Source organism: Bartonella sp. P12B, assembly GCF_055796185.1.
The window spans coordinates 34,418-46,660 of sequence record NZ_JBTTDI010000001.1 but is presented as its reverse complement, the minus strand read 5'-3'; the positions used below and the strand labels follow the sequence as shown (position 1 = coordinate 46,660).

The 12,243-nt window shown below is 38.3% G+C and carries 11 protein-coding genes; 3 read left to right on the top strand and 8 right to left on the bottom strand.

What is annotated here, in order from left to right; all coding sequences use genetic code 11:
* The first annotated feature begins 45 nt into the window (after window positions 1-45).
* Window positions 46-636: a Smr/MutS family protein gene (locus AC0QT1_RS00190; RefSeq protein ID WP_473201382.1), complete on the top strand. Its 591-nt coding sequence runs from the start codon at window positions 46-48 to the stop codon at window positions 634-636.
* Between the two features lie 842 nt (window positions 637-1,478).
* On the opposite strand, the gene AC0QT1_RS00185 is transcribed toward AC0QT1_RS00190, so the two are convergent.
* Genes AC0QT1_RS00185 through AC0QT1_RS00175 form a run of 3 tightly spaced genes read right to left on the bottom strand, consistent with a single transcriptional unit; the run spans window position 1,479 to window position 4,663 of the window.
* Window positions 1,479-2,480 (bottom strand): Hsp33 family molecular chaperone, encoded by a 1,002-nt coding sequence (locus AC0QT1_RS00185; protein ID WP_473201502.1) that lies wholly within the window; start codon window positions 2,478-2,480, stop codon window positions 1,479-1,481.
* Window positions 2,481-2,516: 36 nt separating this feature from the next.
* Window positions 2,517-3,452 carry an ornithine carbamoyltransferase gene (gene argF, locus AC0QT1_RS00180; protein ID WP_473199968.1) on the bottom strand — a complete coding sequence of 312 codons (936 nt, stop codon included), beginning with the start codon at window positions 3,450-3,452 and terminating at the stop codon, window positions 2,517-2,519.
* 2 nt (window positions 3,453-3,454) lie between these two features.
* Window positions 3,455-4,663, bottom strand: coding sequence for an acetylornithine transaminase (locus tag AC0QT1_RS00175; RefSeq protein WP_473200031.1), 1,209 nt, complete (start codon window positions 4,661-4,663; stop codon window positions 3,455-3,457).
* A 415-nt stretch (window positions 4,664-5,078) separates the two neighbouring features.
* On the opposite strand from AC0QT1_RS00175, the gene AC0QT1_RS00170 reads away from it, so the two are divergent.
* Window positions 5,079-5,606: a GcrA family cell cycle regulator gene (locus tag AC0QT1_RS00170; RefSeq protein WP_473199969.1), complete on the top strand. Its 528-nt coding sequence runs from the start codon at window positions 5,079-5,081 to the stop codon at window positions 5,604-5,606.
* Between the two features lie 625 nt (window positions 5,607-6,231).
* Here the strand turns inward: AC0QT1_RS00170 and AC0QT1_RS00165 are convergent.
* Genes AC0QT1_RS00165 through ccmA form a run of 5 tightly spaced genes read right to left on the bottom strand, consistent with a single transcriptional unit; the run spans window position 6,232 to window position 9,218 of the window.
* Complete coding sequence (locus tag AC0QT1_RS00165) at window positions 6,232-6,891, bottom strand: DsbE family thiol:disulfide interchange protein (protein WP_473199970.1); 660 nt, start codon at window positions 6,889-6,891, stop codon at window positions 6,232-6,234.
* A gap of 1 nt (window position 6,892) precedes the next feature.
* Window positions 6,893-7,117, bottom strand: a complete 225-nt coding sequence (locus tag AC0QT1_RS00160) for a hypothetical protein (RefSeq protein ID WP_473199971.1) — start codon at window positions 7,115-7,117, stop codon at window positions 6,893-6,895.
* Window positions 7,105-7,884 carry a heme ABC transporter permease gene (locus AC0QT1_RS00155; protein WP_473201501.1) on the bottom strand — a complete coding sequence of 260 codons (780 nt, stop codon included), beginning with the start codon at window positions 7,882-7,884 and terminating at the stop codon, window positions 7,105-7,107. Before AC0QT1_RS00155 ends, AC0QT1_RS00160 begins: the two co-directional genes overlap by 13 nt.
* 45 nt (window positions 7,885-7,929) lie before the next feature.
* Window positions 7,930-8,595, bottom strand: a complete 666-nt coding sequence (ccmB, locus tag AC0QT1_RS00150; RefSeq protein WP_473199972.1) for a heme exporter protein CcmB — start codon at window positions 8,593-8,595, stop codon at window positions 7,930-7,932.
* Window positions 8,592-9,218 carry a heme ABC exporter ATP-binding protein CcmA gene (ccmA, locus tag AC0QT1_RS00145; RefSeq protein WP_473201381.1) on the bottom strand — a complete coding sequence of 209 codons (627 nt, stop codon included), beginning with the start codon at window positions 9,216-9,218 and terminating at the stop codon, window positions 8,592-8,594. The genes ccmB and ccmA overlap by 4 nt, the downstream gene beginning before the upstream one ends.
* Before the next feature lie 319 nt (window positions 9,219-9,537).
* On the opposite strand from ccmA, the gene acnA reads away from it, so the two are divergent.
* Window positions 9,538-12,225, top strand: coding sequence for an aconitate hydratase AcnA (acnA, locus tag AC0QT1_RS00140; protein ID WP_473201380.1), 2,688 nt, complete (start codon window positions 9,538-9,540; stop codon window positions 12,223-12,225).
* Window positions 12,226-12,243 lie beyond the last annotated feature (18 nt).

Genomic DNA, 12,243 nt, shown 5'->3' with positions numbered 1-12,243 from the left:
TCATAAGGTCGTAGAAAGAAGCTTTAGAAGAGATTGAAGATTGAAATGCCCACGAATGCATGGAGAGAGAAGAAGGATTTATTAACTTCAAAAGATCGTCTTCTATGGGAGAGTGTGTGTCGTACAATAGTTCCTCTTCATGATAAACTCCATTTTTCTATCGAAAAAAATATTACAAATATCTATCATAAAAAACAGCATGGACCATCAATCCTTTCATTATCTCAGGGAAAACAGCAGAAACCAACAGTGGTTAAAAGAGAAAAGATGGCGATTGCCAAAGCACATAAGGTCCATTTCTTCGATCATGCTATTCATCGTAAAATTGCAAAAGGCCATTATCCACTTGAAGCTCGTCTTGATCTTCATGGTTGTATACAGGAAGAAGCGTATTTTTTCTTAAAAGAATTTCTACAATCATCTCAGCAACGTGGATTGCGTTATGTGCTTGTGATTACAGGGAAAGGTCGATCAGCCGGAAGTGATGGTGCTTTGTATAAATTTGTTCCTCATTGGTTATCAACATCAGCTTTTCGATATTATGTTCATGCATTTGAGCGTGCAGCTCATCAACATGGTGGTGGAGGTGCGCTTTATGTTTGGTTACGCCGTTTTGTGCCAAGCAAAGAGCTATGATGTTGTTCAGATTTTTTTCAAGTCAATATTGATTTTATCAGTTATAGTATTTTACAAGCTATATTTTTGGGAAAAGGTATGAGTGTAAAATTTTATTGTGAGGTCCGTACCATTACGTCTAACCTTTACAAATCGTGATTCTGCTGAAACTATTTTTTATAAGTTGATGATCGTTATCCAAAAAAATATTTGTTGAATGAAGTGATCTGTCTAAAGAATATCCAAAACATTCCATAATTTTTAAGATGTTCAAATTTTTCTTAAGCAATGAGATGTTTATTGACTGACTTTGTTCTTGATTATTGAGATTAGTATAATAGGTTTGGATTGGTGTATGACACAGACTAAGACTGTTATTATACGCTATCCCCATAGGGTTTTTGTTTTTGTATGAGGATAATGCATAAAATCCCCATTTTATATTCATGATAATTGCTTTTCTTACAACGACATTTTTTGATTCTTAAATTAAGAGAACTCGAATAAAAAATATAACTTTATTCATGAATCTCATTCAATTTATAAAGATTATTTATATTTAAAATCAAGAACTTGATGCGCTTATAAAAGGCTTCAAAAACTTGATTGTGTTAAAAGATCCTTCTTGTTGATATGTTACGAGTAAAGGAGAGGTTTTTTCAGAGAGCAAGAAACATATCAACAAGAAGGATCTTTTTTATAAAATAAAAAGTACATGGCGTGTGTGTTAATTTGAATAAGGAGCGTGATTATGTAAGCAATGAATGAAAGAACTATTAATTCTAAGGGAACAAGATACACCATATATTCTAAAGATTGATTTTAGCTGTAGCCAATATGTTCCTCTTTGTGAAGAATATTTGTTATGTTTTATTTTCAGAAAATTCTTGTGGTTTAAAACGATAAGTTGTTGAGCAAAACTCACATGTAACTGAAATATATTCATTTTTAACCATTTCATTGCGTTCCTCAATAGGAAAACCTTCCAGCATTTCTTTAATCTTTTCACGCGAACAAGAGCATTGATCGATGAGAAAAAAGGGATTAAAAACTCTAACACCTTGTTCATGGAAAAGACGAAACAACAGCCGTTTACTGCCAACTTGGGGATCTGTCAATTCTGCACTTTCAATGGTTGCTGTCAATGCTTTGGCTTCTTGCCATTGATTTTCAAGTTGTGTGCGGGTTTTCGTTTCTTCTGGATTTTTATTTGGTTCATATATTTGATGATGAGATGATGCTTTGGGCAAGAGTTGAGTCAAAATTCCTCCTGCTCTCCAGTTTTTCTGTGGTTTTCCTTGTTGATCTCGGTTGATTAGTATAGCGACTGCTAAACGTATATCGGTGGGAATTTGTTCTGACTGATTAAAATAGGTATGGGAAGCTTCTTGTAAATTTGTTCCATCTAATGCCACTATTCCCTGATAAGGTTGCGTATGGGTGCCTTGGTAGATAGTGAAAGCTAAAGTCCCTTTTCCCAAAAGTGTTTCTGAAGATATTTGCTCATTGGCTATTGCTTGTTTTAACTTTTCTTTATCAAAACGCGCATAACCGCGGAGACTGGACGGAGGAGAGAAATCACACACCACCATATTAACCGGTCCATCGGAATGGGTCTGTAAAATAAATTTTCCCTTAAGTTTTAGGGAGGTTCCAAGCAGAACGGTCAAAACTAAAGCTTCTGCGAGAAGATAAGAAACCGGTTCGGGATATTGGTGTCTTGTGAGAATAGAATTTAAAGTCTCTCCAATTTGTACAGCACGCCCACGAATATCAAGTTCTTCGACTTGAAAGGGAAGAACAGTATCATCTTCACTTGAATGGATATTATTGAGAGAGAATGTCTCTGTGGATTGTTCATGCATCATATCTTTGCCTTTTATATGATTTGTTTTGGTAGGCTATTGTGGAGAGAAAAATGGTTCTTGTAAGCACCAAAAAAGAATTGCTTTTTGGGCATGAAGGCGATTTTCAGCTTCATCAAAAACAACGGAATGCGCTCCATCTATTACAGCATCGACAACTTCTTCGCCACGATGAGCAGGAAGGCAATGCATGAAAAGGGCGTCAGGTTTAGCTCGTTTCATTAAAGCGTCGTTAACTTGATAAGGCTGAAAAATAGAATGACTGCGAGCACGAAATTCTTGTCCCATGGAAACCCATGTATCAGTCATAATACAGTCAGCATCTTTAGCTGCTTTTTGAGGATCGTTGGTCAGTGTAATATGCGCCCCCCGTTCACGTGCCCAGTTGACAAATTTTTCTTGTGGTTCATTGCCTTTGGGAGTAGCAATCCGTAGATGAAAATCAAAAAGAGCAGTGGCTTCGATCAAGGAATGAAGCACATTGTTACCATCTCCCATCCACGCAAATATTTTGTTCGCAACAGGCCCACGGTGTTCTTCATAAGTCAGTATATCTGCAAGAATTTGGCAAGGGTGTGTATCATCGGTAAGAGCATTGATAACAGGAATTTGTGCGTATTGTGCCAATTCGAGCATTCGGTCATGGCGTGTTGTTCGTAAGGTAACGATATCCACAAAACGCGATAAAACACGTGCTGTGTCAGCGATAGTTTCACTCTGACCAAGCTGCATCTCTGAACCGGTTAGCATGATTGTATCACCACCCAGTTGGCGCATGCTAATATCGAATGAAAGACGAGTTCGTGTGGACGGTTTTTCAAAAATCATTGCTAATGTTTTACCAATAAAAGGTTTTGCACCTTTCCCTGCTTTAAAGGATGCTTTAAGACTTTTCGCATAATCGATAAGAGTACGTGCTGTCTGAGGGGGTAAAACCGATAAATCGGTGAAATGGCGAAGAGCATTTGTCATGTTTATGGTACTTGCCTTTTTTTATTTGTTTGTGAAAGAGAAGCAATTGCTTTTTCAATACGATATAGGCTTTCGTCTACTTCTTCTTCTTTTATAATAAGGGGAGGTAATAAACGCACTACATTGTTGTTAGCAGCAACACCTAGAACATATTGCTTTTCTAAAGCAGTGACGACAACATTTGCAGGAACAACACATTGGATACCTAGCATAAGGCCAACACCTTGAATTGCGCAGATAATATCAGGATAGATATTGAGAATGTTTGAAAGTCCACTTTTTAGCTTATTGCCCATTTGCTGAACATGGGGAAGAAAATCTGGTTCTAATATGATATCAAGAACACTGTTTCCTACAGCCATCCCAAGAAGATTTCCGCCAAAAGTTGAGCCATGGGTTCCTGGTGTCATACTTTTTGCAGCTTGATCTGTTGCAAGACAAGCTCCCAACGGAAATCCACCACCAAGTCCTTTTGCGAGAGTAAGAATATCAGGTGTAATATCACTCCATTCATAAGCAAAAAGTTTTCCTGTTCGTCCAATCCCTGTTTGAACTTCATCCAGAATGAGTAACAGATTATTATCATCACAGATTTTGCGCAAAAACTTTAAAGTTTCGTGAGAGACTGTTCGTATTCCACCTTCGCCTTGAATAGGTTCAATCAGGATAGCAGCGGTATTCTTATTGATAGCGTTCCGCAAAGCATTTTCATCACAAAAAGGAATTTGAATAAATCCACCAGCTTTTGGTCCAAAGCCTTCAAGATATTTTTCGTGCCCAGTAGCGGCAAGCGTTGCAAGTGTGCGCCCATGAAATGCTCCTTCAAAAGTAATAATTTCAATGCGTGTTGGATGGCCAGAGGTATAATGTGCGTGACGAGCAGTTTTGAAGGCGCATTCAAGTGCTTCAGCACCAGAATTACAGAAAAAAACCTTATCAGCAAAACTGTTTGCACAAAGTCGTTTAGCAAGAGCCTCTTGTTCAGGTGATTGAAAAAGATTGGAAATATGCCAAAGTTTTTCAGCCTGTTTTTTGAGGGTCTCAACCAATTTTGGATGTGCATATCCTAATGCATTAACAGCGATGCCAGATGCCAAATCGAGATAACGCTCACCTTTATCGGAAATAAGCCATACACCCTCACCTTTTTTGAAATGCAAATTACGTCGAGCAAAGCATGTATAAAGTGACTGTATAACGCTATCGCCCATCATTATTTCCTTTATGTTCTACATTTTGCCATATAATAAACAAAACGACGACGCAAATAAAGCAGTGTTGTCGTTTTAGATACGGTGCAATCAGAGTTTCATTTTGGCAAAAAAAATAAAATTTTGTAAGAAGCATTTATTAGGGAAAAATCTTAAGTAAATATGAGGTTTTTTCTCTCTTTATTTGCAAGTTGGGGAAAACATTCTAAATAAACTCTTCAAGAGGGAAAGGTACTTGTCAGAGAGTTAGTGCCTATTGTAGTTTAAATCAGAAGTAAGGTTGTGTTTCAGTTTGTAAGTTCCATAGGTTGAGTAAATTTTTTTATGCTCGTGTTGGAGTATAAGATTTTTTATTTAAGCATTTGAAGATGCAACGAGATGCATCTCAATGAAGTGATCAGAATGGAGTGCTGATATGGGTTGGACATATGAACGTGTTGAACTTCTTAAGAAGTTTTGGAGTGAAGGGTTAAGTGCAAGTCAGATTGCAGCTCAGTTAGGTGGGGTTAGCAGGAATGCAGTGATTGGTAAAGTACACCGATTAAAGTTACCAGGACGCGGTAAGACAGCACCAGGCGGGGCCCGTGCACAAAAGGCACCTACTGATCCATCATCTCCGCGTATGCGTCGTACTCCATCAGCTGGATTGCCAAAAAATACTGCCTCTAGCAGTGTTGGCGTAACAGATTTAAAGGTGGAACGTGTAGCGGAAGCTGTAATAGAAACGGAGGTACCCTCACAATCAAATGTCGTTGTGCCTATATCACGCCAGCTTAATCTTTTACAATTGAGTGAAAATACATGTAGATGGCCAGTTGGAGATCCTTTATCATCAGATTTCCATTTTTGTGGTGCGGATTCTGGTGAAAATGGTCCTTATTGTGCTTTTCATGCCAAGATAGCATTTCAGCCAATCTCTGAAAGACGACGGATAAGAGTATAATATTGGCAATGTAACGAATATTATATTTATGCTTTCTCATTCAGTTGTTGTTTCAATCTATAATATTCTAGAAGAGAAAATTGCACAGGTGAGGATTTTAATCAAGAGGGAAACGCTTTCCTCAGGGGGATTCAAGTTTCATTTTTACACCTCATTGTGTAATTATGTATTAGTCATTTCCATCTTTATCATCTTGTTGAATTCAGCTTTGCGATTTTAAAGGTATCAACAGCGATATTTTTTAATAAGAGGGATTAGTAAAAATCTCATGTTTTTGTTTTTCATGTTCTTGAATAAAATTTCACCTTTTACAAAGAACGACAACTCACTTATTCATTTTCATACTTATGTTAAAAAATATCGTTTTTCCCTTTCAATTCGATCATTTATGTGTCGTGCGAAATTACATTAAGTACTATGATTTTTAAGCTTGTGAAGGGGGCAATCACAGTACTTTTATATTCTTTCTCAGCTTCCAATGTTATGCCTTCTTTTGTACTAAAAGAGTGCATAAGAAATATATTATTTTTTTCAAATAATTTTTATCATACATTTATCTTCTTTGTGGTATGCAAGTAAGCTTTGGAGGCTTCATTATAGGAGGAGTTGAAGCAAGGAAATTTAACTATTTTCTCTCCTCAAGAGGAGAAAGAAAACGAATTTTTTTATGAAGCAATGTATTGTTGTTAGAGAGCTCTTCTGTCATTATCGCTTTTTCAATTTCTGGCAGGATTTTTTTCTGATAAATTTGCCATGTTAAAGGACCAATATGTTTGGCAATAATAGTGCCTTCCTTATTCAAAAGAAAGGTCTCTGGTGGTCCATATACGCCCCAGTTAATGGCTATATGCCCTGAGGCATCAAAGCCAATGGCTTTAAAAGGATTACCAAAATTTCTCAGAAAGCGTTGTGCATTCTCTTTGCTATCCTTATAATTAATGCCAATAATATCAAAACGTTGATCTTGTGCAAGCTTCATGAGGAGTGCATGCTCTTCACGACAAGATAAGCACCAAGATCCCCAAAAATTGACCAATGTTACGTGTCCTTTAAATTGTTCTAAATTAAGAAGATGATTTTCCTTATCAAGAAGGGGAAGACTGGTTTTGGGGGCGGGTTTTGCAGATAATGTGTTGGGGAGAAGAGAAGTATCATTGGGATGTTTACTGCTCATAAAGTAAAAAAAAAGCATAATGAAAAGAAGTACAAACACAAATGGTCCAAAGAGACCAAATAAAACGAATAAAGATCCACTATTTTTAGGTTTTTGAGAGATGTTTTTCATTCTATTTTTCTTTTCGAAATAACTCTTTTTGGTTCAACTGTTTTAAGATTTTTTTTTGATCGTTACCTTTGTAGAGAATGTATCCAATAAAACATAAAAGAAAGATTGCAGAAAGCATATAGCTTAGAACCACAATTTGCTCATGGTGAAGGGTACCAAGAAACCCGTCAATTTTTTGAGAGAGACTCCCTAAAAGTCCATTATGAATATTGTTTAGGTTGAGCATGATGAAGAGTCCTTATGTTGTGCATGACGGGCTTTTTTAAACTGGAGTATTTGGATATGACGACGATTGATTTCGTTTCGCATAGCCATCAAATAGAGTAAAATAAACATCAAGCTGAAACAAAATATCATTGTTATGAGGGGCCATAACATAGCATGCTCGATTGTTGGTCCTCCTGAACGTAGAAGGGATGCTGATTGATGGAGTGTATTCCACCAGTTAACGGAAAATTTGATAATGGGGATATTCACGAGTCCAACGAGGGTGAGAATTGCTGTAGCGCGTGTAGCTTTTGTTTGGTTATCAAAAGCGCGAGCCAGCATGATAATGGCAAGGTAGATAAAAAGCAGAATTAAAACCGATGTGAGTCGTGCATCCCATACCCACCACGTTCCCCATGTCGGGCGTCCCCAAAGCGCACCTGTCATCAGAGCCAAAGCTGTAAAAATTGCTCCAATTGGCGCACCACATTTAAGCGTTACATCAGCAAGATGATGTTTCCAAATCAAGCTTTCTAAAGCAGCAATACTCATTATTATATAACAAACTGTAGAGAGCCACGCAAATGGCACATGGATATACATAATCTTGACGGTGATACCTTGCTGATAGTCATCAGGAGAATGCATAATCAGAATAAGCCCTAAGATAAGAAGACAGAATATTATACCAGTTAACCAAGGTAAAATGGCTCTGCTTATTTTCATAAAACGAGTTAAACTTGTAGGAAGCGTCCTCGTTTTATAGATGTGAGATGTTTCATTCATGAGGTTTATAATAGGCACAGTTTTACTGTGCGGCAATTCCTTTTACTATTCTGATAAAAGCTTGAACGTTATGGTTGTAATAAAACAGCTAAAAAGACTCAAAAGAAGTGAAAAAGCGATAAGAAGAGCCAAAGAAGTGAGAAAAGAAACATTTGGGTTTATTGGCGCTATAGCAGCTGAAACACCGAAAATCATAATTGGAATAATCCACGGTAAGATGATGATAAAAATGAGAAGAGTACTATGTAGCAATGACGTTGCAAGGGCTGCTCCTATAGCGCCGATAAAAATAATGGCTGGTGTTCCGCATAAGAGGGTAAGTATTGTTGTAAAAGTTATTGTAGCGTCTAAATGGAGCATGAATGCTAAAATAGGCGTAGCAAAAATAAGAGGAAACATTGTTCCTACCCAATGGGCAAGGCATTTAGTAAATATAATCAATGTGAAACTTTGTCTTTGTTCCGAGAGAATAAATTGGTCGAGAGTTCCATCATCGTGATCAGTCTGAAAAAGTTTATTCAGATTAAGAAGTCCTGCGAGAAGAGCTCCAAACCATAATATGCCTGGTCCTATTTGTGCAAGGACTTTAGGATCTGGTCCAATGGCGAAGGGCGTTATCAAAACAACAGCGATGAAAAACAAAAGCCCTGTTAACGAAGAGGCTTGTGGAGCTAAGGCTAATTTAAGATCATGCCAGAATAATGCTTTCATTTTCTTCTCTCTTGGGGAGGTAAGAATTCTTCCAGCGCGATTTTAAGGTTTTCTGGAATACCTAGGGGATGATGGGTTGCAGCGATAATCATACCTCCTTGATTGAGATGACGCTGAAAAATATTTGCAACAAGCATTTGAGCATGATTATCAATTCCTGATATTGGTTCATCTAAAATCCAAATAGGACGATGGGAGAGCAAAAGACGAGCAATGGCTACACGCCTTTTTTGCCCAGTTGATAAAACGTTGAAGGGTAAGTGTTGAAGATCAGAAAGACCGATCTCGGCAAGAGCTTCCTGCGGATAAAGCAAATGTTGTCCATAAAATGCTGACCAAAATTTTAGATTATCGATGACGGATAAAGAAGGCTTCATGGCATTTTGTGGACCAAGATAATGACATGCCGTCCCTACAGGATATGTTTGTTCATACTCTTTAAGAATAATGTTGCCCTCAGCAGCTTTAAGAAGACCAACTATGATTCGCAATAAGGTAGATTTTCCAACTCCGTTTGGGCCTGTAATTATCATAAGTTGCTTGGGAAATAAGCAAAAAGAAAGATTTTCGAACAGAATTTCTTGGTTTCTGTGAGCTGCTAAATCTTTACCTGATAATACCATGTAATTTCTTGCTTTGCTTTTATTTTTTAGAACATTGATTGCATCATAAGATAAAAAATTGCATTATCGCACAAAAAACACGTTTTTTATGCGATTATATCTAGAATAGTTCTAGAAATAGTTCTATAAGCTCTGTGTTACATTAATATCTGGTGTAGAATAGTTTTTGGCGCTGATTTCCGAATTTGCCTGTGGAAAGGCGGAGGGGGAAATGGATAGCGGAGGTGATTGCGTCTGCGCTCAGGCTGCGACCTTGATTCGTAGTTTGTGTTGTTCATTCCGGGAAATTGGATGGTTTGTAGTATGAGGGTGGACAGTCATGACTCAAATTGATAGCTTTAATTGCCGTAGAATTTTAGATGTTGAGGGCAAGCAATATATTTATTACAGTTTGATTGAAGCGGAAAAGAATGGGCTCGATGGTGTTTCTCATTTGCCGTTTTCAATGAAAGTCATTCTCGAAAATTTATTACGTTTTGAAGACGGGCGTTCGGTCAAAAAGGAAGATATTCTAAATGTTGCTAAGTGGTTAAGCGACAAAGGGAGTGCTGGTGCGGAAATTGCCTATCGTCCAGCGCGTGTTCTTATGCAAGATTTCACAGGTGTCCCTGCAGTTGTCGACCTTTCTGCGATGCGCGATGCCATGGTTAAACTTGGAGGGAGCGCTGAAAAAATCAATCCTCTCATTCCTGTTGATCTTGTCATCGACCATTCAATTATCGTTGATTATTTTGGCAATCCTATGGCCTTTAAAGAAAATGTTGAGTGTGAATATGAACGCAATGGTGAACGTTATCGTTTCCTTAAGTGGGGACAGCAAGCTTTTCAAAATTTTCGTGTTGTTCCTCCAGGAACGGGGATTTGCCATCAAGTTAATCTGGAATATTTAGCGCAATGTGTGTGGATGAAGAATGATGAGGCCCATCAGACAGTTTATCCTGATACCTGTGTAGGGACTGATTCGCATACAACTATGGTGAATGGTTTGGGTGTTTTGGGTTGGGGTGTTGGGGGTATTGAAGCAGAAGCAGCAATGTTAGGTCAGCCCATTTCTATGTTGTTACCTGAAGTGATAGGTTTCCGTTTAACAGGTAAACTTAAAGAAGGTGTGACTGCTACTGATTTAGTGTTGATGGTAACACAAATGCTACGCAAGAAGGGCGTGGTTGGTAAATTTGTTGAATTTTTTGGCCCAGGTCTGGAACACATGACACTTGCTGATCGGGCCACAATTGCAAATATGGCACCTGAATATGGCGCAACTTGTGGTTTTTTTCCAATTGACAAAGAAACGGTGCGTTATCTCAATATGACAGGGCGTGATGAAAGTCGGATTGCTCTAGTAGAAGCTTATTCCAAAGCACAAGGGATGTGGCATGATGAAGCAGTAGCCAATCCCGTTTTTAGTGATACAATTGAACTCGATATGGAAAGTGTTGTGCCTTCTATGGCCGGTCCTAAACGTCCTGAAGGACGTATTGCATTAGAAAATGTTGGACAGGGTTTTGAGGGAGCATTGGTCGAGGATTATAAAAAAATTGTTGGGCAAGATGACCGTTATGGGGTTGAGGGTGAGGAATACACGCTTGGTCATGGCGATGTCGTAATTGCTGCGATTACTTCTTGCACGAATACATCAAATCCAAGTGTTCTTATTGCTGCAGGTCTTCTAGCCCGTAATGCTGTAGCGAAAGGTCTTAAGAGCAAACCATGGGTTAAGACTTCTCTTGCACCTGGTTCTCAAGTTGTTGAGGCTTATCTTATCAATTCCGGTTTGCAAAAAGATTTAAATATACTAGGGTTTAACTTAGTAGGTTTTGGGTGCACAACATGTATTGGGAATTCTGGTCCTTTGTCCCCAGCTGTTTCCAAAACAATTAATAATAATAGTTTAATTGCAGCTGCGGTTCTTTCAGGAAATCGTAATTTTGAAGGGCGTGTATCCCCTGATGTGCAAGCGAATTATTTAGCTTCGCCACCATTGGTTGTTGCACATGCTTTGGCAGGAACAGTGCGTAAAGATTTAACCAAGGAACCCCTTGGGATAGGTTCAGATGGTCAACCTGTCTACTTGAGAGACATTTGGCCAACTTCTAAAGAAATACAAGAATTTATCGAAGAAAATGTCACACGTAAGATTTTTGTCGAAAAATATGCGGATGTATTTAAGGGAGATGAATATTGGCAAAAAGTTCAGGTTCCAACGGGTGCTACCTATTCTTGGGATGAGCAATCAACATATGTACGTAATCCCCCATATTTTGAGAATATGCAGAAAATTCCTAATATGTTGTCAGATATTAAGGAGGCGCGAATTTTAGGTCTGTTTGGTGATAAAATCACGACAGATCATATTTCTCCGGCTGGTTCCATTAAAATTGATTCTCCTGCAGGAAAATATTTGACGAATCATGGTGTTAAAGTTGCTGATTTTAACCAATATGGAACACGTCGTGGGAATCATGAAGTGATGATGCGTGGAACTTTTGCCAATATTCGCATTCGCAATTTCATGCTGGGAGAAAATGGTCGTGAAGGAGGGTATACAATTCATTATCCATCGCGGGTAGAGCAAGCAATTTATGATGCGGCAATGGCCTATAAGCAGGAAGGTATTCCACTTGTTGTTTTTGCCGGTATTGAATATGGGAATGGGTCATCGCGTGATTGGGCAGCAAAGGGCACCAATCTTCTTGGTGTAAAAGCCGTGATTGCTCAGTCTTTTGAGCGGATTCATCGTTCTAATCTTGTTGGTATGGGAATTGTTCCCTTTGTTTTTGAAGCGGGTACAAGCTGGCAATCTTTAGGTTTAAAGGGGGATGAGAAGGTAACGATAGAAGAGATTCACAATTTGAAGCCTCGTCAGAAAACGATAGCTACCATTACTTTTCCTGATGGAACCATAAAAATTGTTCCATTATTATGCCGTGTTGATACGGAAGATGAGTTAGATTATTTGCATCATGGTGGAATCTTGCAATATGTTTTGCGAAATCTAGCAGTTTAAATCACATTTGTTCAGAAG